29 protein-coding genes are annotated in these 26,142 nt (G+C 33.7%); 15 read left to right on the top strand and 14 right to left on the bottom strand.

All coding sequences use genetic code 11. The annotated features are described in order from the left end of the window. Nucleotides 1–259: 259 nt before the first annotated feature. From OZP10_RS07880 to OZP10_RS07865, 4 genes are all read right to left on the bottom strand, one after another. Nucleotides 260–934, bottom strand: a complete 675-nt coding sequence (locus OZP10_RS07880; RefSeq protein WP_281634182.1) for a hypothetical protein — start codon at nucleotides 932–934, stop codon at nucleotides 260–262. Between the two features lie 7 nt (nucleotides 935–941). Continuing rightward, a complete protein-coding gene (locus OZP10_RS07875; protein ID WP_281634181.1) occupies nucleotides 942–1,934 on the bottom strand; it encodes an alpha/beta fold hydrolase in 993 nt (330 codons plus the stop codon). A 156-nt stretch (nucleotides 1,935–2,090) separates the two neighbouring features. Further along, nucleotides 2,091–3,191 carry a helix-turn-helix domain-containing protein gene (locus tag OZP10_RS07870; protein WP_281634180.1) on the bottom strand — a complete coding sequence of 367 codons (1,101 nt, stop codon included), beginning with the start codon at nucleotides 3,189–3,191 and terminating at the stop codon, nucleotides 2,091–2,093. 195 nt (nucleotides 3,192–3,386) lie between these two features. After that, the gene (locus OZP10_RS07865; RefSeq protein WP_281634179.1) at nucleotides 3,387–3,938 is read right to left on the bottom strand and encodes a CvpA family protein; all 552 of its coding nucleotides are present in this window, start codon (nucleotides 3,936–3,938) and stop codon (nucleotides 3,387–3,389) included. 243 nt (nucleotides 3,939–4,181) lie between these two features. Here OZP10_RS07865 and OZP10_RS07860 point away from each other — a divergent pair, with 243 nt between their 5' ends. From OZP10_RS07860 to OZP10_RS07845, 4 genes are all read left to right on the top strand, one after another. Then, nucleotides 4,182–4,538, top strand: a complete 357-nt coding sequence (locus OZP10_RS07860) for a hypothetical protein (protein ID WP_111377556.1) — start codon at nucleotides 4,182–4,184, stop codon at nucleotides 4,536–4,538. Between the two features lie 96 nt (nucleotides 4,539–4,634). Then, nucleotides 4,635–5,162: a hypothetical protein gene (locus OZP10_RS07855; RefSeq protein WP_281634178.1), complete on the top strand. Its 528-nt coding sequence runs from the start codon at nucleotides 4,635–4,637 to the stop codon at nucleotides 5,160–5,162. An 84-nt stretch (nucleotides 5,163–5,246) separates the two neighbouring features. After that, complete coding sequence (pheS, locus tag OZP10_RS07850) at nucleotides 5,247–6,266, top strand: phenylalanine--tRNA ligase subunit alpha (RefSeq protein ID WP_281634177.1); 1,020 nt, start codon at nucleotides 5,247–5,249, stop codon at nucleotides 6,264–6,266. Between the two features lie 90 nt (nucleotides 6,267–6,356). After that, on the top strand, nucleotides 6,357–6,764 hold the full coding sequence (locus OZP10_RS07845; RefSeq protein ID WP_008465394.1) for a hypothetical protein: 408 nt from the start codon (nucleotides 6,357–6,359) through the stop codon (nucleotides 6,762–6,764). A gap of 150 nt (nucleotides 6,765–6,914) precedes the next feature. Here the strand turns inward: OZP10_RS07845 and OZP10_RS07840 are convergent, their stop codons facing one another. The 3 genes from OZP10_RS07840 to OZP10_RS07830 all read right to left on the bottom strand — a co-directional run bounded on the left by OZP10_RS07840 (nucleotide 6,915) and on the right by OZP10_RS07830 (nucleotide 10,332). Next, the gene (locus tag OZP10_RS07840) at nucleotides 6,915–7,910 is read right to left on the bottom strand and encodes an NAD(P)H-dependent glycerol-3-phosphate dehydrogenase (RefSeq protein ID WP_281634176.1); all 996 of its coding nucleotides are present in this window, start codon (nucleotides 7,908–7,910) and stop codon (nucleotides 6,915–6,917) included. A gap of 324 nt (nucleotides 7,911–8,234) precedes the next feature. Beyond that, entirely contained in the window at nucleotides 8,235–9,392 is a 1,158-nt protein-coding gene (locus tag OZP10_RS07835; protein ID WP_281634175.1) for an iron-containing alcohol dehydrogenase, read from the bottom strand. A 178-nt stretch (nucleotides 9,393–9,570) separates the two neighbouring features. After that, nucleotides 9,571–10,332 carry a type 1 glutamine amidotransferase domain-containing protein gene (locus tag OZP10_RS07830; RefSeq protein WP_281634174.1) on the bottom strand — a complete coding sequence of 254 codons (762 nt, stop codon included), beginning with the start codon at nucleotides 10,330–10,332 and terminating at the stop codon, nucleotides 9,571–9,573. 86 nt (nucleotides 10,333–10,418) lie between these two features. On the opposite strand from OZP10_RS07830, the gene OZP10_RS07825 reads away from it, so the two are divergent. The 10 genes from OZP10_RS07825 (at nucleotide 10,419) to OZP10_RS07780 (ending at nucleotide 18,737) form a co-directional block, all read left to right on the top strand. Next, entirely contained in the window at nucleotides 10,419–11,324 is a 906-nt protein-coding gene (locus OZP10_RS07825; protein WP_281634173.1) for a LysR family transcriptional regulator, read from the top strand. A 65-nt stretch (nucleotides 11,325–11,389) separates the two neighbouring features. Then, nucleotides 11,390–11,746, top strand: a complete 357-nt coding sequence (locus OZP10_RS07820; RefSeq protein WP_281634172.1) for a PKD domain-containing protein — start codon at nucleotides 11,390–11,392, stop codon at nucleotides 11,744–11,746. A 107-nt stretch (nucleotides 11,747–11,853) separates the two neighbouring features. Further along, complete coding sequence (locus OZP10_RS07815; protein ID WP_281634171.1) at nucleotides 11,854–12,546, top strand: NUDIX hydrolase; 693 nt, start codon at nucleotides 11,854–11,856, stop codon at nucleotides 12,544–12,546. A 74-nt stretch (nucleotides 12,547–12,620) separates the two neighbouring features. Then, on the top strand, nucleotides 12,621–13,454 hold the full coding sequence (prs, locus tag OZP10_RS07810) for a ribose-phosphate diphosphokinase (protein WP_281634170.1): 834 nt from the start codon (nucleotides 12,621–12,623) through the stop codon (nucleotides 13,452–13,454). A gap of 142 nt (nucleotides 13,455–13,596) precedes the next feature. After that, on the top strand, nucleotides 13,597–14,124 hold the full coding sequence (gene ybiA / locus OZP10_RS07805) for a riboflavin biosynthesis intermediates N-glycosidase (protein ID WP_281634169.1): 528 nt from the start codon (nucleotides 13,597–13,599) through the stop codon (nucleotides 14,122–14,124). A 50-nt stretch (nucleotides 14,125–14,174) separates the two neighbouring features. Beyond that, complete coding sequence (locus OZP10_RS07800; RefSeq protein WP_281634168.1) at nucleotides 14,175–14,723, top strand: RNA 2'-phosphotransferase; 549 nt, start codon at nucleotides 14,175–14,177, stop codon at nucleotides 14,721–14,723. Nucleotides 14,724–14,742: 19 nt separating this feature from the next. Beyond that, nucleotides 14,743–15,582, top strand: coding sequence for an ADP-ribosylglycohydrolase family protein (locus OZP10_RS07795; protein ID WP_281634167.1), 840 nt, complete (start codon nucleotides 14,743–14,745; stop codon nucleotides 15,580–15,582). Nucleotides 15,583–15,584: 2 nt separating this feature from the next. Beyond that, complete coding sequence (locus OZP10_RS07790) at nucleotides 15,585–16,316, top strand: metallophosphoesterase family protein (protein ID WP_281634166.1); 732 nt, start codon at nucleotides 15,585–15,587, stop codon at nucleotides 16,314–16,316. A 4-nt stretch (nucleotides 16,317–16,320) separates the two neighbouring features. Beyond that, complete coding sequence (locus tag OZP10_RS07785) at nucleotides 16,321–17,256, top strand: ADP-ribosylglycohydrolase family protein (protein ID WP_281634756.1); 936 nt, start codon at nucleotides 16,321–16,323, stop codon at nucleotides 17,254–17,256. An 11-nt stretch (nucleotides 17,257–17,267) separates the two neighbouring features. Next, nucleotides 17,268–18,737 carry a nicotinate phosphoribosyltransferase gene (locus tag OZP10_RS07780; RefSeq protein WP_281634165.1) on the top strand — a complete coding sequence of 490 codons (1,470 nt, stop codon included), beginning with the start codon at nucleotides 17,268–17,270 and terminating at the stop codon, nucleotides 18,735–18,737. 248 nt (nucleotides 18,738–18,985) lie between these two features. On the opposite strand, the gene nadD is transcribed toward OZP10_RS07780, so the two are convergent. From nadD to OZP10_RS07760, 4 genes are all read right to left on the bottom strand, one after another. Beyond that, complete coding sequence (gene nadD, locus OZP10_RS07775; RefSeq protein WP_111425237.1) at nucleotides 18,986–19,567, bottom strand: nicotinate (nicotinamide) nucleotide adenylyltransferase; 582 nt, start codon at nucleotides 19,565–19,567, stop codon at nucleotides 18,986–18,988. Between the two features lie 108 nt (nucleotides 19,568–19,675). Then, nucleotides 19,676–20,248 carry a guanylate kinase gene (gmk, locus tag OZP10_RS07770; protein WP_274254654.1) on the bottom strand — a complete coding sequence of 191 codons (573 nt, stop codon included), beginning with the start codon at nucleotides 20,246–20,248 and terminating at the stop codon, nucleotides 19,676–19,678. 80 nt (nucleotides 20,249–20,328) lie between these two features. After that, nucleotides 20,329–21,189, bottom strand: coding sequence for a YicC/YloC family endoribonuclease (locus OZP10_RS07765; RefSeq protein WP_111425235.1), 861 nt, complete (start codon nucleotides 21,187–21,189; stop codon nucleotides 20,329–20,331). Nucleotides 21,190–21,284: 95 nt separating this feature from the next. Further along, nucleotides 21,285–21,632 carry an arsenate reductase family protein gene (locus OZP10_RS07760; protein ID WP_281634164.1) on the bottom strand — a complete coding sequence of 116 codons (348 nt, stop codon included), beginning with the start codon at nucleotides 21,630–21,632 and terminating at the stop codon, nucleotides 21,285–21,287. 80 nt (nucleotides 21,633–21,712) lie between these two features. On the opposite strand from OZP10_RS07760, the gene OZP10_RS07755 reads away from it, so the two are divergent. Beyond that, nucleotides 21,713–22,168 carry a DinB family protein gene (locus OZP10_RS07755; protein ID WP_281634163.1) on the top strand — a complete coding sequence of 152 codons (456 nt, stop codon included), beginning with the start codon at nucleotides 21,713–21,715 and terminating at the stop codon, nucleotides 22,166–22,168. A gap of 37 nt (nucleotides 22,169–22,205) precedes the next feature. Here the strand turns inward: OZP10_RS07755 and OZP10_RS07750 are convergent, their stop codons facing one another. The 3 genes from OZP10_RS07750 to OZP10_RS07740 form a co-directional block, all read right to left on the bottom strand. Beyond that, a complete protein-coding gene (locus tag OZP10_RS07750) occupies nucleotides 22,206–22,694 on the bottom strand; it encodes a septal ring lytic transglycosylase RlpA family protein (RefSeq protein ID WP_177211742.1) in 489 nt (162 codons plus the stop codon). A gap of 91 nt (nucleotides 22,695–22,785) precedes the next feature. Beyond that, complete coding sequence (locus tag OZP10_RS07745; protein ID WP_281634162.1) at nucleotides 22,786–23,208, bottom strand: hypothetical protein; 423 nt, start codon at nucleotides 23,206–23,208, stop codon at nucleotides 22,786–22,788. Between the two features lie 106 nt (nucleotides 23,209–23,314). Beyond that, on the bottom strand, nucleotides 23,315–26,074 hold the full coding sequence (locus OZP10_RS07740) for a TonB-dependent receptor (protein ID WP_349293758.1): 2,760 nt from the start codon (nucleotides 26,072–26,074) through the stop codon (nucleotides 23,315–23,317). Nucleotides 26,075–26,142: the final 68 nt, after the last annotated feature.

Genomic DNA, 26,142 nt, shown 5'->3' with positions numbered 1-26,142 from the left:
GTTAAACCCGACAGGTTTTTAAAACCTGTCGGGTTTTGTGTTTTTAGTTAAGCTTCGGAGAAGCGAAATATTTATAGAATAAAATAGATATTTGCGATATAAAGCTCCAGCGGAGTGACATATTTGATTATGAAAAATTACATATCGCTCCGCTGGAGCTCTTTGACTTTACGTAATTGGATTTCTATAAATATTTAGCCTCTCTGAGGCTCTCTAACATTGGACATAATTTTCTACAAATATCTCGTCCTTGTAGTACTTAATCTAATTTATAATTATACCCTAATTGCACATAAAACGGAATTAACGGTGTACTTTTGAAATCTTCATTCATTACTTTTCCTGCTCGTAACGTGATGTCACTGCGGTTAAAAGAATAGCCGCCTTGAACTCCGAAATTGAAATTCCCTCCTGTTGTGGGTTCGTACCAACCATTTTTTACATTGGGATAAACGTCCTTGTAAATATCAGAATGTTTAAAATGGGTAACAATTGCTTTATCAAAACCAAATTCTCCAGCAATGAACCATTTTTGCTTATAATAACCAATAGTTGTCGAAGCATCGGCACCAAAATTCTGAAGTGTTACTAATGGATTGCCGTATAGTCTATAAATTCCGTGTAGTAATACATTAAAACGAAAATTTTCAATTTGATAAACATTCATCTGTCCGCCGATTTTAGTTTTAAAATCATCAAAAATAACTTCACCTGATGCTAGAGAAATGGAACTCTCCAAAATAATTGGGATTTTTGTTTTTAAATGATAGCCATAACTCAATCCATAAACAAAACTGTAATCCCAGCCGGCATTTACATTCAAAATGTATTTTTGATTTTCTTGAAGACTTTTCCAGTTAATTGCTTGTGCTTGTGAAATGTGAGAAGTAAGAAGCGAAATGAGAAATATGATTAGTGCTATTATTGCTTTCATGGCCGAATTATTTTAGATTATTTAAATAATTCAATACTAAAGGCTCGACATTTTCCCATTTGAAATAAATCATTTCGTGTCCCGTTCCTTTGACTTCTGCAATTTCATAATTTGGAAAATAAGCGGCTTCTTTTTGGGCAAAAGCCAATCCGTAAGATTTGTTCAATTCGCCGTATAAAAACAAAACTTTCGTTTGATATTGGTCCAAATTTGTGGTGAAATCGAATCCTTCATTTTCAGAAATATCAATAAAACTTTCCAAAACTGTTGTGCCAATTCTCCAAAACGGTGACGGACCTGGAATATCTTCATCATTTCCTTTCGCATAAGTAAAACTCGAAGAAATTCCGTATTTATAATCTAAAATGGCATGCTGATTTTCTTTTCCCGTTATAAACTGGTCTACATATAAAAGATTGCTCGTAACCTCAGAAAAAATATTGATTTTGCGGCTTATTTCTCCATATTCATCGAGCAATTTTTTATTGAGTCCCCCTGGTTCGGCTAGAATTACTCCGTTTATAGAACTTGGATATTGGTTGACATAAGCAGACGCGAGCATCGCGCCCCAAGAATGACCAAAGAGAAAAACTTTTTGATTGAGAGAAGTTTTATAATATTTGATGACTTCGGTTAAATCATCCAAAACTAATTGAATCGAATAACTTTTTTTATCATGTCTTTTTGATAATCCCGAACCTCGTTGATCGTAAAAAATGACATAAAAACCCTCCTTGGCTAATTGCTGTACATTTAATCCGTTTCGGTAATCGGAGCCGGGACCACCGTGCAAAAAGATTAGCATTGGATCGTTTGGATTTCCAAAAGTTTCGGAATGTAATTGTGTTCCGTCTACAAAAATCGAAGGAATTGATGGATCTTCATCGACTGTTTTAGGAACTAAATTTCCAGATTCGTCAATGTTTTTTTCGTTTTCGCATCCCATAAAAAAGAAAATCGAGATAGCGATTACGGCTGAGTAAAGTAAATTGGTTTTCATTGCAAGAATTGATTAAAATTTCTGCAAAGATGTGCTCCAATATTATGCTGGTCGCCCCAACTTGTAAGGTGGTTCTAGGTTTTGAAGTTAAAATTTGCCACAAAGGCACTAAGTTTTTTAAAATAAAACTTTGCGACTCTGCGAGATTAAAAAAACTTATCTCAAATATTCAGAAGGAGAAAGTCCAGTTGCTTTTTTGAAATTTCGGTTAAAAGCTGTTTTCGAATTAAAACCACATTCAAAAGCAATAGAAAGTAAAGTGAATTTTTGATGTTCGGGCAGAAGAATTAGTTTTTTGAATTCTTCTACTCGTTTTAAATTGATGTAATCGTAAAAGTTTTTTTCTTCGGCTGAATTAATAACTTGTGATAATACATTTGGATGAATATTTAGTTTCTGTGATAATTCTGCCAAAGTCAAATCAGGATTTTTATAGAGTTTTTCAGTCTTCATAATTTCAGTCAATTTTTGATGAATAGACTGCAGTTCAGCTGAGCTTAAACTTGATTTTTCATATTTGATTTTTTCTGATGTGTTTTCAATTTCGATATTTTGATTGGAAGGAATGTTTAAAACTGCATTCACAGGAATTGTTTGATTGGTAAAAATCCCGACTTGTTTGATGCCGAAATAACCAATAAACATCAGATAAAAAACAACCACCGAAAAGATATATTTATCTTCATAAAAAATCACAACTAACCAGATTATACTCGACCCGAAAATTAAATATTGAAGCCAGCGAAGATTTATTTTTTCATTAAAAGAAAACTGATCGGAAATGTTTCTTCGATGTTTGGAAAGTTTTTGAAGCGAAAGTAATGCATACGTAATGCCGGAAATTAAAATCGTGCTGTACAAAATCAGAATCAGATTTTCATATCCTTTTCCGTCATTCTGAAAAATCTTTAGCTTTTCTTGAAAGGATAAAGTGAAAAACGGCATCAAAACTAAAACAGCGATTACAAAGGGTAAAAAGTGAATCCAATTGTATTTTTTATACTGATTTTGATTAGTCAAAGCAGAAGTGTATAAATACAAAAAAGGACCTTGTAATAAAGGCATTGGAAGTTCAAAACCCAGTAAAAATGGAAACGAAGCAAAGTCTTTATTATAATGCAGATAATATAAAAACAAATGAAAACCTGTAAAAAACAGCCAAAGCGCTAGAATTTTATCTGCTTCACTTTTGTCTTTTTTACTTGCTAGAATCGCAACCAGAAAAAACGTAATTATAATGCCCGTTAAGTACAACATGGTTTAGATTTTTGGTTAAAATCGGTTGTTGGAAATACGGAGCAAGATAAAATATTTCTTGCAAATATTTGAAAATGTGATGTTTTCTATAAGTTATTAAAAATAGTTTCGGAGAAACGAAATGTTTATAGAAAAAATAGAGATTTCATATCAGGAGCTCCAGCGGAGCGGTATATAAATTCATCACAAAATAAATTATTCCTTGTCTATATTCCGTTCTTTTTCTTCTTCTGGCTTTTCAGAATGTTCTTTTTTAAAAGTCTCGTACCATTTTTCTATTGAAGGATATACAAAAGCAGCGACTTTTTTTACTGGATTATAAAAAATATAATTATCTAAAGTTTCCTTTTTAGCGAATGTATTATTGAAATTGATTTTCTCAAACAAAGCAATAAAAATACTTAGAATAAGAATCGTTTTTAAAATTCTGAAAAATCCACCACCAAGTTTATTCATCCAGCCTAACATGGCAAAATCGGCGATTCCCGTTAATATTTTCGCTAAGAAATAAACACCAATTACAACAAGAATAAAAGTTAAGATAAAAGCCGTAATCTGAATGTTGGTTGGATTCCACGAAACATGTTTTGAAATCCATCCAGTCATTAACGAAGAAAATTTAATGGCAAGATAAATTCCTAATAGCAAAGAAATAAAAGAAGCAACTTCTACAAAAAGTCCATTTTTAATGCCCTTGTACAAACTGTATCCTAAAAGTGCGGCTACAATAATATCAAAAAAACTCATGTTTGGTTTTGTGTTTAATGAGGCGCAAAGATATATCTTTTTTTAGGTTCAAAAGTTCATATTGACAAAGGTTGAGAGGTTTTTGCAGTTCTGTTTTTCGATGTATTTATTTTTTTTAGGTACATTGAGTTTGAACTCTGTATCTTTGCAAATCAAATTTAGAGTTCAGATTGCATTCTGCCCCCTTCAGAAGTGATTTTTAAATCAGCAATCTAAAATCTACAATCTAAAATCATAAATTAAATGTCTAGAGATACACAATTAAAAGAGCGCTGGGAAAAGCTCGTTGATATACTTTCCAATCAATTTTCGCAAGGCGAAGATCTAGATTTGGATGCCATAATTTACCTAATCGGAGTTCAGGAGTACGGAAAAGTACACCGTGAATATAAAAAAGACGAAAAACTGAATTTAATGCACATTGCTATCTGTCGATTGTTAGAACCATACGGATTTTATGAATTCGAATATTTCGACGACGAAGGCTGGCCTCATTACAAAGTAAAAGAAAATTTACCGCCGTTAAAAGCCGGTGAACAATCGGTTTTAATGAAAGAAGCTATTGTGAGTTATTTTTTAGAAAGAAAACTTATTGAGTAGATTTTTTTTTTAAGTGTTCAGTATTCAGTTGCCAAGTGTTCAGCGCTTTAAACGGAATACTGGCCACTAAAAACCTGACCACTGACCACTAAAAAAATGTGCAGATACGCAATGACATCTTATAAGCCTCATTATGCTTGTTTTAATTGTCGAAAGACCTTTAAAAGAAGATTGATGGTTGATGTGAAAAAAGGAGAGGCATCGGTTTTTGAAGCCAAATGTCCACAATGCGGAGAATTTATGGCTAATATGGGACTAGATTTTGAATCGCCTAAAAAAGAAGATGTCAAAAAATGGGAGCATATTAAAAGTTTATTTTCTGTAGGCATTACGTTTCACTCCTGCGGTTGCAGCGGGCCTGGCTATATTCCGAGTTCAAAAGAAAAACTAATTGAGTATTTTGAAGACATAAAAAAAAGGTATCTTGAAAATATGAACTTTTGGCGTAGCAGAATTGAACCCACAACAAAACAAGAAAAAGAACGGGATTTAAATAAAAACTGGCATAAACTAAGCAGTATTTCTCCTAATTACAAAAAGGAGATAGTAACCAATCAGGAAGGTTTAGATTATTGGCATGTAAAGATTAAACAAGTTGAAGAAAAGTTAAATCTGATAAAATAATTTAAGGAAAACCTAAAACTGCGACTGAGACCGCACACTTTCAACTAAAAACACTAAATTTGTACTCTCAATTATCGAAGGAAAATGATAGATAAGATAAAACAGCACATAGAGGAAGCTAAAGCCTTTAATGAGAAAAATAAAGAATCGTTAGAACAATTCCGTATTAAATATTTAGGAAGTAAAGGTTTGCTGAAAGAACTTTTTACTGAATTTAAAAATATTCCAAACGACCAGAAAAAAGATTTTGGACAAGTAATCAATACTTTAAAAGCTGTTGCTGAAGAAAAAGTAAGAGTTATTCAGGAAGAACTTGAAAGCAAAGAAGAGTCTAAAGGAGTTTTTGGTGATTTAACGCGTGCGGCAGAACCCGTAATTATTGGTTCTCGTCACCCAATTTCTATCGTTAAAAATCAAATCATCGATATTTTTGCTAATATCGGATTCAACGTTTCTGAAGGACCAGAAATCGAAGACGATTGGCATAACTTTACAGCATTGAACTTGCCAGAGTATCATCCGGCACGTGATATGCAAGATACATTTTTCATTCAGACCAATCCTGATGTGTTGTTGCGTACGCATACATCATCTGTTCAGGTGCGTTATATGGAAAATCATAAACCGCCAATTCGTACGATTTCTCCAGGACGCGTTTTCCGTAACGAAGCAATTTCATCTCGTTCACACTGTATTTTCCATCAAGTGGAAGGATTGTACATTGACAAAGATGTGTCTTTTGCCGATTTGAAGCAGACTTTGCTTTATTTCACAAAAGAAATGTTCGGAAAATCTAAGATTCGTCTTCGTCCATCTTATTTCCCATTTACAGAGCCAAGTGCTGAGATTGATATCTATTGGGGACTAAAAACAGAAACGGATTACCGTATCACAAAAGGAACAGGCTGGTTAGAAATTGGAGGTTGCGGAATGGTAGATCCAAACGTTTTGAAAAACTGTGATATCAATCCAGATGAATACAACGGATTTGCTTTCGGAATGGGAGTGGAGCGTATTGCAATGCTTTTATACCAAATTGGCGATATTCGTATGTTTTACGAAAATGATGTTCGTTTCTTAGAGCAGTTTAAAGCAAATATTTAATTTAAGTCATAAAGTGTAAAGTCGAAAGTCAAAAGTCTCAGAGTGATGGCTTTTGACTTTCGACTTTACACTTTAAAACTTTTGACTCATATGAAAAAAGATATAATAATTCCAGAAGTTGAAAATGTATTTCTTGCAGCGGTGCAGGAATGGAGCGACGATTTTATGGAAAAAGTATGGTACGCTTACTTGGTTAATGACAGTGATTTTAATTTAGACAGCGTTATGGTGGTTTCAAAAGCGTTTGGAACTATTGATGGTGAAATGAAAAAAACGTCAATTCTGCGTCATGCTTTTGTTGAAGTTCCTTCGGTTTCTGTTGTGAAGATAGAATTGGTAGAAAAAAGCCTTTTAGCGCTTAATAACGAGTTTATGGTAACTTTCTTCATCGGAAATACTTTGTACGATAAGAAGTTTATTTTTAAAGCCAATTCGCTTGACGAAAACAATACGGAAGAAGTGCCGATTTTGTTTGTTGAAGGGGTTATGGTGAAATAGAGTTTTAAAGAGGAAAGAAGCAAGAGGAAAGACTATATTAAGACTTAAATGAAATAAAGAAGCAAGAGCCAAGACTGAAATTCAGTTTGGCTCTTTTTTTATCTCAACATTGAAGTCTTTTCTCTTGCTTCTTGCATCTTTTAACTAAAACTAATCCAAAGACTCAGTCAATTTCTTGAAAACCGTTTTGGCATCTTTTCCTTCGTATAAAACCGCATAAACAGCGTCTATAATTGGTGTTTTTGCTCCGTAGCCTTGATTTAGTTTATAAGCACTTTTTGTTGCGTAGTAACCTTCGGCAACCATGCTCATTTCCATCATGGCACTTTTTACAGTATATCCTTTTCCAATCATGTTTCCGAACATTCTATTTCTAGAGAAAACGGAATATCCTGTAACCAATAAATCGCCTAAATAAGCCGAATCGTTAATGTTACGTTTCATTTTATGCACTTTTCTGATGAATTTCTTCATTTCGCGAATTGCATTACTCATTAAAACTGACTGAAAGTTGTCGCCATATCCTAAACCGTGAGCAATTCCGGCAGCAATAGAGTAAATGTTTTTCAGCATCGCGGCATATTCAGTTCCGATAATGTCGTCTGAAATTTTGGCTTTAATATAATTTCCGGAAAGTGATTTTGCTACCATTTTAGCTTTATCAGGATCACCACACGCAATTGTTAGGTAAGAAAGTCTTTCTAAAGCCACTTCTTCAGCGTGACAAGGACCTGTTATAACTCCAATATTATAATATGGAATATCATATTGAATGTGGAAATGTTCGCCAACAATTAAACTCGTTTCAGGAACAATTCCTTTAATAGCAGAAAAAATAATTTTATCGGCTAGAGAAACGGTCATATTTTTTAATTCGGCATCTAAGAAAGCTGACGGAATTGCAAAAATGATATAATCTGCATATTCTATTGCTTCGTTTATATTGCTTGTCAGTTTAAGTTTGTTGGTGTCAAATTCAACAGAACTTAAATAATTAGGATTGTGTTTATATTTCTGGAGATGTTCAATTGCAGATTCATTACGCATATACCACGCAATTTCTGAAAGATTCACACACAGCATTTTGGCAATTGCCGTTGCCCAACTTCCTCCTCCAATTACTGCAAACTTTAACTTTTCGCTCATTATTTTATTAATTTGAAACAAAAGTACTTAATAATGTGCTAATAAAGCAAAATCTGCTTTAAGAAATTTGGCAAACCTCTTTAATTGCAATGACTTTCAAGAAGTTTAAGACTAAAATATTTTTTTAATTCACGAACAATAAAAAGCATTTCGCGTGCGTTATAACAATTTATAAATTAGAATTTTAATGAATTTAAAAAAAATTGAGTTAGTTAGTTTTGTTTTAGTATTTTGAAAAGGCGTTCCTAAACTTGTTAAGAACGCCTTTTTTATTTTTAGTTTTCAGTTATACTCAAAACTGAAAACTGTTACTGAATACTGTGACTAATACGAAAGTTCAACAATAGATCTTACCTTATCTAAAGTTATCAGTTGGTTTTCGCCAAGACCTTTCCAGCCTCTTTCGTCGAAACGATTTACAATAAAATCGGCTGTTTTAGAATAATCATTTGTGTATTGCGAAAGTTTGGTATCCATTCCCATTGTATGAAAAAATTCCACTGTTTTGTTGATGGCTTCTTTTGCTACTTCTTCGTCAGAACCTGTTAAGTTGAAAATTCTTCGTCCGTATTGTGCTAATTTTGCTTTTTTAGTTTCAAACATCACTTTATACAAATTCGGACCAATAACAGCCAGAGTTCTAGCATGATCAATTTCGTAAAGAGCTGTTAATTCGTGACCAATCATGTGTGTTGCCCAATCGCTTGGAACACCTTTCTGAATTAATCCGTTTAAAGCCATTGTACAGCTCCACATAAAATTAGAAGCCAAAGTATAATCGGTTGGGTTTTTTACCACTCCAGGACCAACTTCAATTAAAGTCTGTAAAATTCCTTCGGCAATTCGATCCTGAAGAAATGCATCTGTAGGATATGTTAAATATTGTTCCATTACGTGCGTGTAGGCATCTACAACTCCGTTTTCGATCTGTCTTTTTGGTAAAGAAGAAATTACAGTCGGATCACAGATAGAAAATTGTGGAAATAAAGCACTTCCGCCAGAAGATAATTTTTCCTGAGTTGCTTCAATTGTTACCACGTATCCAGAATTCATTTCGCTTCCCGTTGCTGGAAGCGTTAAAACAGTTCCAAAAGGCATTGCATTTTCTTTAATCAAAATACGTTTCTGTAAAATGTCAATCGGATTTCCTTCAAAATGAACAGCTCCCGAAATAAATTTCACACCGTCAATTACAGATCCGCCACCAACAGCCAAAATAAAGTCGATTTTTTCTGCTTTAATCACATCAACCGCTTTCATTAAAGTTTCAAATCTTGGGTTTGGTTCGATTCCGCCAAATTCTACAATTTCAAAACCTTTAAGATTGTTGATTACTTGGTCATAAATACCATTTTTAAATATACTTCCACCGCCATAAGCCAAAAGAATTTTTGCATCTTTTGGTACTAAAGTCGAAAGTTTTTCAATTTGTCCTTTTCCGAAAACCAAGTTTGTCGGATTGTATAATTCAAAGTTTAGCATTTTTTTTTAGGTTCTAAGATGCTAAGGTTCTGAGGTTCTAAGTTTTTTGTTGAAACGTAAATTCAGAAACTTAACATTGTGATTTATTAATTTTTATTTTGTAATTAGTGAATAAGAGATTGAGTTTTTAGGTTTTTAGAAAAACTTAGAACCTTAGTATCTCAGCCCCTTAGCACCTTTACTTCAATTCTTGTAATAATTTTGCAGCTACCAATTTAGACGATGCAGGGTTTTGGCCCGTAATCAAAAGTCCGTCAGCAACAGCGTAAGGCTGCCAATTTTCTCCTTTAGAAAAAATGGCTCCATTTGAAGCTAAAGCATCTTCCAATAAAAACGGAACTACTTTAGTTAAACCAACCGCTTCTTCTTCGGCATTTGTAAATCCGGTAACTTTTTTACCTTTTACTAAATATTGGCCGTTTACTTTTACGTTTTTTAGAACAGCAGGAGCATGACAAACAAAAGCTACAGGTTTATTATGAGTATAAAAAGATTCGATTAAAGCGATAGAGTTTCTATCTTCGACCAAATCCCAAAGCGGACCGTGACCTCCTGGATAAAAAACAGCATCGTAATCTTTTTGGTTTACTGTCGAAAGTTTTAAAGTATTTTTTAATTTTTCCTGTAAAACTTTATCGGCATCAAAACGTTTGGTGTCTTCAGTTGCCGATGCTGGATCAGCACTTTTTGGATCAATTGGCGGCTGGCCTCCAAGCGGAGAAGCAATGGTAATATCAACTCCTTGATCTAATAATTCATAATATGGTGCAGCAAATTCTTCTGACCAGAATCCTGTTTTTTCTCCTGTATTGCCCAGCTTATCATTGCTGGTTACAACAAATAATACTTTTTTCATCCCTTTTTTATTTGATTTTTGAGCTTCAGCAGATGTGCTTAAAGCTGTAAATGCAACTATTGCGAGTAATGCTATTTTCTTCATAAATATTAAATTTTGAACAAATTTACGTCGAAAGTGATATCAGTAAAAATAAAATAAACTATGTTTGTTATAAATAAAATTATATCATGGTAAATCTAGAATGGTACAGAACATTTAAAGCGGTTTATAAAAATGGTAATTTTTCGATCGCTGCAAAAGAGTTGTTTATGAGTCAGCCTGCCGTAAGTCAGCAGATTTCAATGCTTGAAGCGCACGTTGGAAATAAATTATTTAATCGGAAGTCAAAAGGGGTAGAGCCAACCGAATACGCTAAGTTACTGAATAATTTGATAATAGATGCGCTTGATCGTCTGGAAAGTGTCGAAACTGGCTTTCGTGCAAAGGCAGAAGATGCTACCCGATTAATTTCTGTTGGAGTTTCAAAACATCTTTTTGACTGCATTGGAAATCTTTTAATTTCGAAGTTTGATTTAATCGATTTTACTTTTGCAGAAAATGATGAACTTTTTGCTTTAGTGGATGCTAAAAAATTAGACTTTGCTATTACCACAAAAAGATTTGACACTTTTGATACTACTTACGAAATAGTAGGGAAGATTAAATTGATTCTAGTTGCTCCAACCTCTTTAGACATAACGGAATTCCGCCAGAAATTAAAGGCAGATAATTATAATGAAATAGAACAATGGCTTAATGCTCAAAAATGGTACAGCCACGACGCTCGCATTCCACATATAAAACTATTTTGGCTTCACGCTTTTAATAAAAAAAGACCGTCGATGGTTCCAAATTATATTATTCCGTCAGAAGCTGAAATGCTCAGACTTTTGGCTAAAAATGATGGAATTGCAGCAACTTGGAATTGTAACGCGAGAAATTATATCAAGGAAAACAAATTGCAGTTGGTTTGGAATAGTTTTCATGTTCCCGAAGAGTTTGTGTATTTATTGACACCAAAAAACAATAATTTAAAATCGTTTTTTGATATTATTGAGAAAGAACTGAAATTGTTTTTCGGAAATAGATTATGATTTCCATCAATTGTTCGTATAGCTTAAAAGACTAATTTTGATATAAACCACTAAAATTTTCGAAAATGAAAAAGATTGTATCTGTTCTAGTTGTAATTGCGGCTGTATTTATGAGCAATTCTTGTAGTAAGCACGATGATGAGGTAATAGTTGATTGTTTATCTGAAGCAATTTTTGTTAAAATACACAATTCAACCGATGCGACTAATCCGAAGTTAATGAACTACTCGGTTGAGTACACAGGAACAGGAACTTTGGTTGGAGTGAAATGGACATTTGGTGATGGAACTACAGGAACTGGCACTGCAGTAACACATACTTACGCAGCGGCTGGAACATATGAAGCCAAAGCTGAAGTTACAATTAAAAAAGATGGTGCAGAATGTACTTCTGTTCCCAAAAGAACCGTTACGGTTAACTAGGAAAAGTTGAAAGATATTGATGAGAGTCAATTTTATAATTTAAGCTTTTGTATTAAATTATAAAGTTGGCTCTCATTCGTTATATTTGTTTGATAGGATTGAGGATTATGGAAAAATTACAAAATATTAGAATTGCTGTAGATGCGATTGTTTTTGGATATAAAAATAATGGACTATATGCACTTTTGATTGAGCAGAAATTTGGCTCAGCAGATAAATATTGGGCATTGCCAGGAGGTTTAGTTCAGAATGATGAATCTCTTAGCGATGCAGTAATACGTGAATTGCATGAAGAAACAAATGTACAGTTGAATTTTATGGAACAATTGTACACTTTTGGCGATGACATTCATAGAGATTCCAGAAACCGCGTGATTTCAGTGGCGTATTATGCTTTAGTTGATGCTTCGAATTTGGAGATTAAAGCCAATACAGATGCCGAACGAGTACAATGGTTCAAAATAGATGAAATTCCGCCTTTGGCATTCGACCATAATTTGATTTTAGAAAAAGGCATTGAAAGATTAAAGGCAAAACTCACTTATGAACCAATAGGTTTCGATTTACTTCCAGAAGAATTCTTGTTCTCAGATCTTGAAAACCTTTATTGCACGATTTTAGAAAAAGAAATAGATCGCAGAAACTTCAGAAAAAAAATACTCAGCTATGGTATTTTAGAAGAAACAGAAAAATTTTCACCAATAAAAACGGGCCGTCCGGCAAAGCTTTTTAAGTTTAATAAGTTGAAATATAATGAGTTGATTAATAAAGGCTTTCACTTTGAAATAAAGTTTGCGTAATTTTTACACAAAATAAATTGTTTATTTAAAATTAAATTCTACATTTGCGTATAATTAACGCAAACTACAACACTATGATACTAAATCTTGACCCAAAATTCGCTCCTTTTCAAAATCAGGAAGAAATCAAATTTCAAAGTTTTACATTTTCTGGTGGAGAACCACACATTAAAATTGCTCCAGATTTTGATGTCAATAAAAAAGTAACCATTACACATCGATTAAATTCATTCAACGATTTAGGCTTGTTATGCGTTACGGTTGATGCTTTGCGCAGAATGGATGTTAAAATCATAGATCTTTTTATTCCGTATTTTCCAGCTGCAAGACAAGATCGTGTTATGATTCCTGGCGAACCGTTATCTGTTAAAGTATATGCTGATATTATAAATGCAATGCAATTGAACAAAGTTTTTGTTTTTGATGCGCACTCTGAGGTTACTCCAGCTTTGTTGAATAATAGTACAGTGATTCCGAACTATACTTTCATCAAAGAAGTGTTGAATAGAATTGGTCAAAACGTAAAATTGATTTCTCCAGATGGTGGCGCTTTAAAAAAGATCTATAAAGTTTCTGAGTTTTTAGGCGGAGTTGAGGTGGTAGAGTGCAGTAAAAGTCGCGATGTAAAAACAGGAAAATTATCTGGTTTTAAAGTATATGAAGATGATTTAAACGGAATGGATTGTTTAATTGTAGATGATATCTGCGATGGAGGAGGAACTTTCGTAGGATTAGCAGAAGAACTAAAAAAGAAAAATGCCGGAAAATTATACTTAGCGGTAAGCCACGGAATTTTTAATAAAGGTTTTGAAGTTTTAAACTGCTTCGACGGAATTTTTACCACAAATTCTTTTAAAGATTTTGAGGGAGAAAGTGTTCAGGTAATTGGATTGGATCAATTAGTTTAAATGTTTCAAGTTTCAGGTTTCAAGTTCTCTGTGTAACGTAAACCTGAAACAAAAAAAATGCTAACTGTTTCAAGTTAAAAATAGTTTGCAAGTTTAGCGAAGAACCTGAAACTTTAAACTTGAAACAAAAACACTAACAAAAATGAAATACAATATAAATACTATAGCTCCAGAAAGTAAATTTTTATTTTTCTGGGGACATCAGCCAAGTAAAGACGGGATGATTACTAAAACCTGTTTCAGCCAATGGTGGTTAAGTTCTTTTGAAGTTAATGGCGTGACTTACAAAACAGCTGAACATTGGATGATGGCTAAGAAAGCGGAATTATTTAATGATCAGGAAATTTTAGAAAAGATCATAAAATGCAATTCGCCCGCTGAAGCCAAAAAGTTAGGCCGTAAAGTAAGAAACTACGATGATAAAATCTGGTTAGAAAACCGATTTGAAATCGTAAAAGAAGGGAACTTTCATAAGTTCAATCGAAATCTTGACTTGAAAACCTTTCTGTTAAGTACAAACGATAGAGTAATTGTAGAAGCAAGTCCTGTTGATCCAATTTGGGGAATCGGAATGGCAAGTGATCATACAGAGGCTCTAAATCCTGAAAAGTGGAAAGGTTTGAATCTTTTAGGTTTTGCTTTAATGGAAGCTCGGGATGAATTAAAATAATTAGAAATTATAAAAAAATAATGATGTTCCATGGGAACATTTCATAGGTAATGAATGAAAATATAGCAAAGAGCGTCAGCAAATTTTTGAGTTTGGTGCTCAGACATTCGCCAGAAAAAATCGGATTAAAATTAGACGAAAACGGTTGGGCAGATGTCAATGAATTGATAGAAAAATGTACTAAAAAAGGGAATCGTCTCGATGCCGAACTTTTAGATTACGTAGTAGAAAATAACGATAAAAAGCGTTTTGCTTATAACGAAGATAAAACTAGAATCCGTGCAAGTCAAGGACATTCAATTTCGGTTGAATTGAATTTAGCAGAAACAGAACCTCTAGAATATCTGTATCACGGAACTGTTGGGAAATTCATGGAAAGTATTCAGAAAGAAGGTTTGAAAAAAATGAGCCGTCAGCATGTGCATCTTTCCAAAGACAAAGAAACCGCAACAAAAGTAGGAAGCAGAAGGGGAGTTCCACAAATTTTAACCGTTAGAAGTGGTGCAATGTACAGAGACGGATTTAAATTTTATTTGTCTGAAAACAATGTTTGGTTGACAGATGAAGTTCCTTCAAAGTATATCGAATTTAAATCTTAAATAATCAAAAACAACAATTATGATTTTAGAAGCAGCAATAGGCGATGCATATGGTGCAGGTTTCGAGTTTAGAGATTTAGATTTTATTTCTAAAAACAACAATCTGACTCAGTATGATAAACACGGAATGTATACAGAGATTTATAAAAAATATACTGATGATACTCAAATGGCAATTGCTATTTCAGAATTGCTGCTTGAAGATGATAATTGGAACGAGATAAAAGTAGCAGATAAGTTTGTTGAGGTATTTCATAGAGATAAAAGAAGAGGATATTCAGACAGAGTCTATAACGCTTTGGATGCCAGTAAAAATGGTTCAGATTTTATCAAAATAATCGATAATGGAAGCAGCGGAAATGGTTCTGCAATGAGAGCGTATTCAATTGGACATTTAAAAGATATCAAACAAATATTGGAGTTCTGTGAGATTCAGGCAAAAACTTCGCATAATACAGTTGAAGGAATAAGCTGTGCTAAACGCATCGCTTTGGCAGTTCATTATTTTAAATATAATCTTGGTGATGGATCTACTTTGATAGATTTTTTGAACCAGACTTTAAAGGAGAATGAAAATTATAGAATTACTTCTCCAATTGATATGCATGGATATCCAACGACACAAGCTGTAATTAAAATGGTTTCTGAAGCTGTTTCTATGAAAGATTGTCTAAAAACAGGAATAAGTTACGGCGGAGATACCGATACTGTTGCAGCATTGTCTATGGCAATTTTAAGTCAGAAACAGAATTGTGAGAAGACATTGCCTTTGTTTCTACATGAAGAGTTGGAAAATGATAAATTCGGAAAAGATTTTCTAATTCAATTGGATATTGCACTGAAAAACAAGTTTAGTTAATCATGAAAAGAACCTTAGTTTTTGGAGATATTCACGGCGGATTAAAAGCATTAATTCAGTTGTTAGAAAGAATTAATTATTCAGAAAATGACCGATTTATTTTTCTAGGTGATTATGTTGACGGTTGGAGCGAATCTAAACAGTTAATTGATTTCCTTGTTGATTTATCTCAAAAACAGGAATGTATTTTTATAAAAGGAAATCATGATTCTTGGTGTCAGGAATGGTTACAGAATGATGCTGTAAATGATATTTGGTTTTTGCACGGAGGAAAATCGACTATAGAAAGTTATAAGGGAATTGATTCTTCAGATAAAGAAAAGCATCTCGAATTCTTCAACGGAATGAAAGATTACTTTGTAGACGAAAACAATAATTTGTTTATTCACGCTGGATTTTCATCTATGCATGGACCAGAAAAAGAGCATTATAAAACCAATTATTCTTGGGATAGAACACTTTGGGAAATGGCTTTAACGATGGATAAAAGAATCCAAAAAGATTCACTTTCATACCCAAAACGATTATTGCTTTTTAATGAAATTTATATCGGTCATACGCCAACACTTCATTATAATGTCGAAATTCCTATGAAAGGATGCAATGTCTGGAATATTGATACTGGAGCAGGTTTTTATGGAAAATTAAGCTGTATAGATATTCAAACAAAAGAATTTTGGCAGAGTGATGTCGTACAGACATTTTATCCAAATGAAAAAGGAAGAAATAAATAAGATGATGAAAAGTAAAATAGAATCAGGTTTATTTGGATTAGCGGTTGGTGATGCTTTGGGCGTTCCGGTAGAATTTCAGTCGAGAGCCTATTTAAAAGCAAATCCAGTTACTGAAATGTTTGGTTTTGGAACACACCATCAACCAATTGGAACTTGGAGTGATGATAGCTCGCTTGCCTTTTGTCTAGCGGAAAGTTTATGCTCGGGTTATGATTTAACTGATATCGCTAAGAATTTTGTGAAATGGTATTCCGCAGAAATGTGGACACCGCATGGACGAGTTTTCGATATTGGAATAGCGACTACTCATGCGATTCACAATATAGCGAAAGGGCATCAGCCAGATTTATGCGGAGGATTTTCTGAAAGCGATAACGGCAATGGTTCCTTAATGCGTATTTTGCCATTGGTTTTTTATCTTCAGAAAGAGAAAGATATAGAAGTCATTTATAAAAAAGTAAAAGAAGTTTCGTCAATAACGCATGCTCATTTCCGTTCAGTTTTTGCTTGTTTTATTTATGTTATTTATTGTTTGGAGATTCTAAAAGATAAAGATAAATTAGAAGCTTATAAAGAAATGCAAATTGTTGTTGCAAAATTTCTAGAAAGCAAAGAATTTAATTCAACGGAAATTGGATTGTTTGATAGGATTTTGAAAAATGATATTTCTGAATATCCAGAAAATGAAATTTATTCATCCGGTTATGTTCTTCATAGTTTAGAAGCAAGCCTTTGGTGTTTTTTAAATTCAGATTCTTATAAAGAAACGGTTTTAAAAGCAGTTAATTTAGGTGAAGATACCGATACAACGGGCGCAATTGCAGGAGGATTGGCGGGAATTTATTACGGAATGGAAAGCATGCCACAAAAATGGATTGACAATTTGGTCAGATTTAATGATGTTAAAGATTTAGCAATACGATTATCACAAAAAATATAAATAGAAAATATATGAACCCACTATTATTAACCGACGGTTACAAAGTTGACCACAGAAGACAATATCCAGACGGAACAACATTAGTATATTCTAACTGGACTCCTCGTAAATCTAGATTAGAAGAAGTTGATGAAGTCGTGTTTTTCGGATTACAGTATTTCATCAAAAAATATATTATTCATGACTTTGAAGAGTATTTCTTTAAAAAATCAAAAGAAGAAGTTGTTGCAAAGTACGCTCGCAGAATCAATAATTATTTAGGCGAAAACCAAGTTGGAACTAAACATATTGAAGATTTACACGATTTAGGATACATTCCGATGGTTTTTAAAGCTTTGCCAGAAGGAGCAAGCGTTCCTTTGAGAGTGCCAATGTTTACGATGTATAATACCATTCCAGAGTTTTTCTGGCTAACCAATTATTTCGAAACGTTACTATCTGCCGTAATCTGGCTTCCTTGCAACTCAGCAACAATTGCAAAAGAGTATAGAAAAGTCTTAGATAAATATGCAGATCAGACTTCATCTGTTCCGGAATTTGTAGATTGGCAAGCGCACGATTTCTCAATGAGAGGAATGGGCGGAATTGAAGCGGCTTTAACTTCTGCATCAGGACACTTATTGAGCTTCACAGGTTCTGATACGATTCCAGCGATTGATTTCTTAGAAGAATATTACAAAGCGAACTCAGATCAGGAATTGGTTGCAGGTTCAGTAGCTGCAACAGAACATTCTGTTATGTGTATGGGAACTACAGAAGGCGAGTACGAAACTTTCAAAAGATTAATTACAGAAGTGTACCCAAAAGGAATTGTTTCTATCGTGTCTGATACTTGGGATTTATGGAAAGTTTTAACGGATTATCTTCCAAGATTGAGAGAAGATATTGTTTCTAGAGAAGGTAAAGTCGTAATTCGTCCTGATAGCGGTGACCCAGTTGATATTATCTGTGGAAATCCAAACGGAAAAACAGAACAGGAGAAAAAAGGAGTTATCGAATTGCTTTGGGACGTTTTTGGTGGAACAACAAATGCGAAAGGATTCAAAGAATTGGTTCCGCAAATTGGAGCTATTTATGGAGACAGTATTACGGTAGCAAGAGCCACTCAAATCTGCGAAAGATTAAAAGAAAAAGGATTTGCATCTACAAATGTGGTTTTAGGAATCGGATCTTTCACCTATCAATATAACACCAGAGATACTTTCGGATTTGCAATGAAAGCAACTTATGGAGAAGTAAACGGAGAGGGAAGAGCCATTTTCAAAGATCCAATTACAGACGACGGAACAAAAAAATCGGCTAAAGGATTAATGAAAATTGATTTAATCGATGGAAAGTATCATTTAACTGATAATGTTTCTTGGGAAGAAGAAAAACAGGGTGAATTGAAAGAAGTTTTCAGAGATGGAAAACTTTTGATTGATCAATCACTGAGTGAAATCAGAACGAGAGTAAAAAGCGAAGTAAGTATCGAAGCTTAATTATAAAACGAAAGCCTGAATGTAAGTTCAGGCTTTTTTTGTGATTTGAATTTTTTACATTCTGTCTGTCATTTCGACGAAGGAGAAATCTTCGCAAGTAACTCCATACAGTTAATCGCCAATCTTTGTAGAGTTTCAAACGAAGATTTGCTTCGCCTGTTCGCTATCGCTCGAGTCTCCTTCGTCGAAATGACAAGATTGTGAGAAATAAAAAACCTCCAGTTAAAACTGGAGGCAATTCAAATTATTTATTTTTTATAAAAATTATTATGATCAATATATTCCCAAACCTTTGGCGGCAATAAAGGCTGAATGTTTTTACCTTCTTTAATGCTGTTTCGAATAAAAGTCGAAGAAATCTCAACAATAGGCGCATCAATTACATGAATTTTTGGATGCGATTTTAATTCGACATTTTCGGGTTCGTCAGAAATACGCGGATACACATAAATATCATGATTTTCAAGAATTACTTCATAGTTTCTCCACTTATGAAGCGTTTTTAGATTGTCTTCACCCATAATTAAAGAGAACTCATGAGTTGGATATTTTTCTTTAAGATGAGCAAGCGTAATTATAGTATAACTCGGCTGAGGTAACTTAAACTCGATATCTGATGGTTTTATCTTTGTGTAATCTTCTGTTGCTAGATAAACCATTTGCAAACGCTGCTGATCGTCTAATAATGTCGATTTCTTTTTTAACGGATTATGAGGTGTAACAACCATCCAAATCTGATCTAAATCTGCAAACTCTGCCATATGATTTGCAATGATCAAATGACCAACATGAATGGGATTGTAAGTTCCGAAATATAAACCTATTTTCATTTTCTAGAGTTTCATAGGGAGTTGCTAAGATAGCACAAAGATTCGCAAAGTTTTATTTCAACTTGGCGAATCTTTGCGTTTTTCTTTGTGTATCTCTGCGGAATAAAATTATTTACTTATGAAGTCCTTAACCAATTGATGAGCTTCTTCCAAAGCTACAGGTAAATCATAATTTTTGATAATTACATCAAATTGGGGAGCAGTTGCCAATTCAACAGATGCTTTTGCGATACGCATATTGATTTTGTCATCGCTTTCTGTAGAACGCTGCTTCAATCTGCGCTTTAGTTCGTCAACACTTGGTGGTTTTACGAAAACGGCTAAAGTTTGTTCTGGAAATTTATGTTTAATACGTAATCCTCCAGCGACATCAATATCAAAAATCACGTTTTTTCCCATGGCCCAGATTCTTTCGATTTCAGATTTTAAAGTACCGTAGAAGTTATCTCGATACACTTCTTCCCATTCCAAGAAATCCTCTGCCTTAATGTGTTTTTTGAATTCTTCCAATGAAATGAAATAATAATCCTTTCCGTGTACTTCTTCTCCACGTGGTGCACGTGATGCTGCCGAAATCGAAAATTCAAGATTTAAATCTTCTTGACCTAATAAATGTTTTACGATAGTTGTTTTTCCCGAGCCTGAGGGTGCCGAAAAAACAATTAATTTTCCTTTGTTCATTAGTTTATGCTTTAGGCTTTAAGCAATATGCTTTAAGCTTTAATATTTGTGCGGTATTTTGTTGCCTATAGCTTATTGCCTTATAAAACGTTTAAAACCTGCTCTTTAATCTTCTCTAATTCATCCTTCATCATCACGACCAATTTCTGCATTTGAGCATGATTTGATTTGGAACCCATTGTATTGATTTCACGTCCCATTTCCTGAGTGATAAAACCAAGTTTTCTTCCGTTGGCTTCGGTTCCATTTAGGGTTTCTATAAAGTAATCTAAGTGATTGCCTAAACGGACTTTTTCTTCGGTAATATCTAATTTCTCTAAATAATAGATTAATTCTTGTTCAAAGCGGTTTTCATCAACATTAACCTGTAATTCTGAAATTGCAGTCTGGAGACGATCTTTAATGGCTTGTACACGTTCTGGATCAAGAGCCAATGTATCGTTCATGAATTGACGAATGTTTCCAATTCTTAAATTGAATTCTTTTTCAAGAGATTCTCCTTCGTCTTTACGGAAGTTTAAAATATTCTGAAGCGCTTCATCAATGATAACTTGAATCTGCTCCCAGTCATTCTCGTCAATTTCTTCGCGTTCTGTTTTTAATGTATCAGGCATACGAACGGCCATTTTCATTAATTCAGTTTCATCGGCATCTGGATTTACCTCTTTTAACTGTGCGATATAATTTTTTACAACAGGTACGTTTACTTTAGTTGAAGTTTGTTCTGCAGTACTTTCTACATAGATAGCAAAATCAATTTTTCCTCTTTCCAGTTTAGTCGAAATAAGAGTACGTAATCCAAGTTCCATCTCGCGATAAACTGATGGCATTCTTACATTTAAATCTAAACCTTTAGAATTTAGAGATTTTACTTCAACGGTAATTTTCTTTGTAGGCAATTGCAAAGAAGCTTTGCCAAACCCTGTCATAGATTGTATCATATAATTGAGTATAAAGGCGCAAAGATAAATAAAAGTTTGCTGCTTTGCGTTGTAAATTGTGAATCAGTTTTGTAGATCAAAATTTACGGTTATTCTTACGATAGTGCGTTTATAACTTCGGCTACATTTTTTTGGCTGTTGCCAATGTAAATTTTTCCGTCAATAATAAAAACTGGACGACTTAAAAAAGTATAATGTTCCAATATGTATTTTTTAAAATCGGCTTCAGTCAAAGATTGATCTTTTAGTCCCATGGATTTGTATAGCTGAGCTTTTCTGCTAAATAACGCTTCGTAGCTTCCAGCAAGTTTATGCATTTCTTCCAATTGTTCTTCGGTAATTGGATCTTGTCTAATATCTTGAAAAACTAAATTATTTTCAGGTAAGCTTTTGATGATTTTTCTGCAGGTATCGCAAGAAGCTAAGTAATATATTTTGTTCATTGTTTTATGAATTTGTTAGAATGCAAAGAAAATCCATTTGAAACGTAAAAATGAGTATTTTTAGAAAAAAAATTAAAATTATGAGTTCAGTTTTTGATGTACAAAAAACAATTAGGGAAATTCTTTTGAAACTCTTAGATAGTCATTCATTAGAGCAATTAAACAAAATTCCAGATGGTTTTAATAATAATATCATTTGGAATATAGGTCATTGTATTTCTTCGCAGCAGGTTTTGGTCTATAAATTATCGGGTCTTCCAACAATGGTTTCAGAAGATTTCGTTAACAAATATAAAAAAGGAACTAAACCAGAAGGGGATGTTTCTCAAGCCGAGGTTGATGAAATTAGAACATTGCTTTCAACAACATTAGAAAAAACAAAAAATGATTTTGAAAGCGGTTTATTTGTCAATTACCACGAATATACTACGAGTATCGGGTTCACGCTTCGTCATATTCAAGGAGCCTTAGATTTTAATAATTATCATGAAGGACTTCATACTGGTGCTATAATGGCATTGAAGAAATTTGTTTAAGAATAAAAAAAAATCCCGCTTTAAGCGGGATTTTTTTTTATTCGATTATGGTTTCAATGGTGACCTTCATTGCTCCGGCACCTTTATTTTTGCTAATATCCATAAAAGCTCTTTTAGACAAATCGATTTCTCGGGTTTTTACAAAAGGACCACGGTCTGTAATTTTTACGATAACAAATTTGCCATTGGCTTCATTAGTTACTTTTACTCTAGTTCCAAAAGGAAGTTTTTTGTGAGCTGCAGTATAGCTGTTGTTGTTAAATCTGCTTCCGTTAGCGGTTCTTTTTCCATTAAAACGATCTGCATAGTAGGAGGCATGTGCGTTTTTCTTGTATGGTCTTAGTTTTAAACCTTTGTCTGTAAAAACAGAATCCGGCAATGGGATAATAACTGGTTTTATATTTTTAACAGTATCTTGAATAATTTTAGGTTCTGTTGTAGGTTTGGTTTGGCTTATCACATAGGTAAAGCCGCTAATTAACGTTAAAGCGATTGTGGCGAATAAAATATTTTTTTTATTTCTCATGGGTTATTCTTTTTCAGACTTGGGGGGAGTTTGTACAAATAATATGCCGAGATAAAAAAAGCCCTGAAAAAGGGCTTTTAATTGGTATTTTTTAGAACCAAAGGTTCCATGGAATTCTACTTAAAATAAGCAACAATCCTAATCCGTAAAAAATAGCAAAGGTTTTAAATTTAGCTTCACTATTAACTAATTTTTTATGTTTAGACCATCCGATAGTAATTAGGATGATAGCGATAATGTTAATTAGAGGGTGCTCTAAAGACGTTAATCTTAATTCAGCATTAGACATTTGTCCAAAAGCCGCTTTTCCAAGAGGAGAAACAAAATATAAGATTAAACCAATCAATAATTGAGTGTGTGTTCCAATTAAAGCAAATAAAGCGATTTTACGATCTTTAGCTGTAAACTCTTTTTTTGAAGTAAATCCTATGATTGAATTTACAACTGCAACTAGCAAAAGAAGTAATGCTAAGTATGCCCAGCCAGAGTGAAATTTTTGTAGAAAATTATACATAAGGGGTGTTTTTTGTTCAAAACAAATATAACAAAAAAGGCTATAAAAAAACGGCATTAAACTTAAAAGTCAATGCCGTTTTTATTATTTATTTAGATTCTAAATTTTAGAAATCGTAACGTAAACTAAAGTTCCAAGTTCTTCCGTAACCAAAGTAAACTCTGTTTGCAGTAGCAACTCCGTTGTAAACTTCTCCAGCTTGTGCATAAGTTACACCTGGCGTTGTAGGAGTTGGAGCAGTTTTGTAATCACTTGTAAAGATGTTTGTAAACGATTCGTTGATGAAAATTTTATCAAAAACGTTGTTTACATTTAATCTGAAGTTTAATGCACCGATTTTAGGAGAGATGTTCCATTTGTATGATACACCAGCATCTGTAGTTGCGAAACCAGGCAATTCCATTGCTCCTTTGTTGTTTGCAACTGAAAATTTAGACACATCGATGTTTCCAAATAATTTCTCAGAGTAGTTAAGGTTTGCGTCAACATTAAGACCAGTTAAGATTTCGTAAGCAGCTCCAATTGCCATTGTAGTTTGAGCATTGTTTCCAACTTTAACTCCATCTAGGTATAAAGGTTGGTCTCCACTAATTGGGTTGTTAGCAACATCAAAACGGCTACTAGTAGCATTTCCGCTGTATTTCCAATCACCAATAGAGATCATACCGTTTAGTTTTAATTTGTCAAGTACCTTAGCATTAACATCTAATTCTAAACCTTTGTGTATTTCATTAACACCTTGGAAAGTGTAGTATCCGCTTGGGTTAGCTGGTGCTTGATCAATAGCAGTTGTGAATCGATCATCCCAAGTTGTGTAATAAGCATTTAAGTTTGCATTAAAGATTCCAGAACGGAAACCGTAACCAACTTCAACCGCTTTGATTTTTTCGTTTGTAAGGTTAGGATTAACAATTGAAGAATTGTTAGGGTATACTGCATTGAAAAACGGTTGTTTTGAGTATATACCTCCGTTTACAAATACATTATGGTGCTCATTAATGTTGTAGTTAGCTCCAGCTTTAATATCTCCACCAGTAATAGTTTTGAAACCTGTTTTAGCAAGAGGGCTATCATAAGTATACTTAAAGTGGTCAATTCTTTGGTAAGCTTGTTGAGAAATAGCTCCTTGAAGGAAAGCAGTAAAGTTACCAGTAGTATATTCTAATTGAGTAAAAGCTCCATAGTAATTAACTTTACTGTCATTCCAGTAGTTAATTCTATCTTGATAGTCTGTACTAACAAATGGGTTTCCATTTGGTCTTGGAGCATAAGTAGTACTGAAATAACCAGGATTGTTATTTACGTCAGCAACGTTTTTGTAAACATCAGCTCCAAGTAAATCAATTAAGTTTTGGAAGTGGATACCTTGGTACATTCTTCCCTCAACTCCAAAATCAAATGTAAAGTTTTCAGAGAATTTTTTATCTAAATTGATTACTGCACCATACCAGTTGTGTGAGTTTACAGAAGCAATTTGAGATAAACCATTAGTTAGGTTTGTTGCATTACCAGTTGATGAAACGTTCTCATATTTACCATTAACCGGAGTTCTTGTTCCTAATGTTGTTGGTTGTCCAGAGTTCCAGTTTTCAATTAAATCAAAATTGATTGTTCCGTCAGCATTTCTTAAAGTATTACCATTGTATGGTGTGCTACCTTTAATACCACCAGCTGAAGTAGTTCCTCCTCCACGTCCCCATGAAGCATAACCTACTGTAGATAATTTTGTAGTAGAGTTGATATCGTAATCCCAGTTAAGAGACATTACAGGTTTGTGGTAATAATTTGTTTTTAAATTATATTCCTCACCATTTCTCATACCCCAATCAGAGTTGTATTTAATGTTTGGATCACCATTACTTCCGAATTTTAAGAAATCACTTAAAAGAGGAGATTGAGATCTTTGGTCGTGCCATTGAGGTGCTCCTGTAAATGTAAATTGGAAGTTATGCTTGTCGCTAGCTTTGTAACCGAAAGCAATGAAATAGTTGTATCCTTCAAATTGAGTACCGTTAACGTATCCGTCTCCAGCTGTTCTACTGAATAAAACAGAAGCAGAAAGTCCGTTTTTCATAACTCCTGTATTGTAAGAAGCTTGTGCTTTTAAGTAATTGTTGTTACCAAAGCTTGAAGAAACAGATCCACCTTCTTTCATGTCAGATGTTTTTGTAACGATATTGATTGTTCCTCCAACAGAAGAAATAGCCAGTTTAGAAGCTCCAAGACCTCTTTGAACTTGCATTGCAGAAGTTACATCAGAGATACCTGCCCAGTTACTCCAGTAAACAGAGCTGTTTTCCATATCATTGATAGGCACACCGTTGATCATAACGGCAATATTTTTTTGGTCAAATCCACGAATCGCAATTCTTGAATCTCCATATCCACCACCTGCTTTTGAAGCATATACAGATGGAGTGCTTTTTAAGATTTCAGGAAACTCCTGAGATCCTAATTTTGCTTGAATTTCAGCAGCTTTAATTGTAGAAACTGCAACAGGAGTTTTTCTGTCCTTTGCAACGTCAATAATGCTGCTTGTAACTACAACTTCACTTAATTCGTTAGAATTTGAAGCTACCAAAGTGATAGTTCCTAAGTTTGCAGTTGAGCCATTTGCTACTGTAAATTTTACAGTTTGGTTGTCATAACCTAAAAAAGAGATTACAATCTCTCCTGTGCTTGATGTTGAGGTAAGGGAAAAATTACCATCAAAGTCTGTTGAAGTTCCTGTAGTAGACCCTTTGATCACTACATTTGCTCCTGGTAATCCGCCTGTTCCGTCGGTAATTTTACCAGTAACCTTTCCTTGAGAAAATACGGTCGAAACTATCATAAAAAATAGTCCAGTCAGTAACCAATTTTTCATTTTCTTCATTTTGTTATTGAGTTTATTGTTTTTGGCAAAATTATAACAAATAACTCAGATAATGTTAT

The organism is Flavobacterium luteolum, assembly GCF_027111275.1.
Taxonomy (GTDB): Bacteria; Bacteroidota; Bacteroidia; order Flavobacteriales; family Flavobacteriaceae; genus Flavobacterium; species Flavobacterium luteolum.
Note: the sequence above shows the minus strand (reverse complement) of the source record. Positions and strands in the feature narration are given on the sequence as shown.

What these genes read in the sequence shown, in the direction of transcription:
- prs (WP_281634170.1), top strand. Translation starts at nt 12,621, where the DNA reads ATGATACTAAATCTTGACCCAAAATTCGCTCCTTTTCAAAATCAGGAA.
- OZP10_RS07875 (WP_281634181.1), bottom strand. Translation starts at nt 1,934, where the DNA reads ATGAAAACCAATTTACTTTACTCAGCCGTAATCGCTATCTCGATTTTC.
- OZP10_RS07855 (WP_281634178.1), top strand. Translation starts at nt 4,635, where the DNA reads ATGTGCAGATACGCAATGACATCTTATAAGCCTCATTATGCTTGTTTT.
- OZP10_RS07785 (WP_281634756.1), top strand. Translation starts at nt 16,321, where the DNA reads ATGAAAAGTAAAATAGAATCAGGTTTATTTGGATTAGCGGTTGGTGAT.
- OZP10_RS07865 (WP_281634179.1), bottom strand. Translation starts at nt 3,938, where the DNA reads ATGAGTTTTTTTGATATTATTGTAGCCGCACTTTTAGGATACAGTTTG.
- OZP10_RS07845 (WP_008465394.1), top strand. Translation starts at nt 6,357, where the DNA reads ATGAAAAAAGATATAATAATTCCAGAAGTTGAAAATGTATTTCTTGCA.
- gmk (WP_274254654.1), bottom strand. Translation starts at nt 20,248, where the DNA reads ATGAACAAAGGAAAATTAATTGTTTTTTCGGCACCCTCAGGCTCGGGA.
- OZP10_RS07790 (WP_281634166.1), top strand. Translation starts at nt 15,585, where the DNA reads ATGAAAAGAACCTTAGTTTTTGGAGATATTCACGGCGGATTAAAAGCA.
- pheS (WP_281634177.1), top strand. Translation starts at nt 5,247, where the DNA reads ATGATAGATAAGATAAAACAGCACATAGAGGAAGCTAAAGCCTTTAAT.
- OZP10_RS07800 (WP_281634168.1), top strand. Translation starts at nt 14,175, where the DNA reads ATGAATGAAAATATAGCAAAGAGCGTCAGCAAATTTTTGAGTTTGGTG.
- OZP10_RS07880 (WP_281634182.1), bottom strand. Translation starts at nt 934, where the DNA reads ATGAAAGCAATAATAGCACTAATCATATTTCTCATTTCGCTTCTTACT.
- OZP10_RS07755 (WP_281634163.1), top strand. Translation starts at nt 21,713, where the DNA reads ATGAGTTCAGTTTTTGATGTACAAAAAACAATTAGGGAAATTCTTTTG.
- OZP10_RS07740 (WP_349293758.1), bottom strand. Translation starts at nt 26,074, where the DNA reads ATGAAAAATTGGTTACTGACTGGACTATTTTTTATGATAGTTTCGACC.
- OZP10_RS07835 (WP_281634175.1), bottom strand. Translation starts at nt 9,392, where the DNA reads ATGCTAAACTTTGAATTATACAATCCGACAAACTTGGTTTTCGGAAAA.
- OZP10_RS07830 (WP_281634174.1), bottom strand. Translation starts at nt 10,332, where the DNA reads ATGAAGAAAATAGCATTACTCGCAATAGTTGCATTTACAGCTTTAAGC.
- OZP10_RS07840 (WP_281634176.1), bottom strand. Translation starts at nt 7,910, where the DNA reads ATGAGCGAAAAGTTAAAGTTTGCAGTAATTGGAGGAGGAAGTTGGGCA.
- OZP10_RS07765 (WP_111425235.1), bottom strand. Translation starts at nt 21,189, where the DNA reads ATGATACAATCTATGACAGGGTTTGGCAAAGCTTCTTTGCAATTGCCT.
- OZP10_RS07815 (WP_281634171.1), top strand. Translation starts at nt 11,854, where the DNA reads ATGGAAAAATTACAAAATATTAGAATTGCTGTAGATGCGATTGTTTTT.
- OZP10_RS07860 (WP_111377556.1), top strand. Translation starts at nt 4,182, where the DNA reads ATGTCTAGAGATACACAATTAAAAGAGCGCTGGGAAAAGCTCGTTGAT.
- OZP10_RS07750 (WP_177211742.1), bottom strand. Translation starts at nt 22,694, where the DNA reads ATGAGAAATAAAAAAAATATTTTATTCGCCACAATCGCTTTAACGTTA.
- ybiA (WP_281634169.1), top strand. Translation starts at nt 13,597, where the DNA reads ATGAAATACAATATAAATACTATAGCTCCAGAAAGTAAATTTTTATTT.
- OZP10_RS07745 (WP_281634162.1), bottom strand. Translation starts at nt 23,208, where the DNA reads ATGTATAATTTTCTACAAAAATTTCACTCTGGCTGGGCATACTTAGCA.
- OZP10_RS07760 (WP_281634164.1), bottom strand. Translation starts at nt 21,632, where the DNA reads ATGAACAAAATATATTACTTAGCTTCTTGCGATACCTGCAGAAAAATC.
- OZP10_RS07825 (WP_281634173.1), top strand. Translation starts at nt 10,419, where the DNA reads ATGGTAAATCTAGAATGGTACAGAACATTTAAAGCGGTTTATAAAAAT.
- OZP10_RS07780 (WP_281634165.1), top strand. Translation starts at nt 17,268, where the DNA reads ATGAACCCACTATTATTAACCGACGGTTACAAAGTTGACCACAGAAGA.
- OZP10_RS07820 (WP_281634172.1), top strand. Translation starts at nt 11,390, where the DNA reads ATGAAAAAGATTGTATCTGTTCTAGTTGTAATTGCGGCTGTATTTATG.
- OZP10_RS07795 (WP_281634167.1), top strand. Translation starts at nt 14,743, where the DNA reads ATGATTTTAGAAGCAGCAATAGGCGATGCATATGGTGCAGGTTTCGAG.
- nadD (WP_111425237.1), bottom strand. Translation starts at nt 19,567, where the DNA reads ATGAAAATAGGTTTATATTTCGGAACTTACAATCCCATTCATGTTGGT.
- OZP10_RS07870 (WP_281634180.1), bottom strand. Translation starts at nt 3,191, where the DNA reads ATGTTGTACTTAACGGGCATTATAATTACGTTTTTTCTGGTTGCGATT.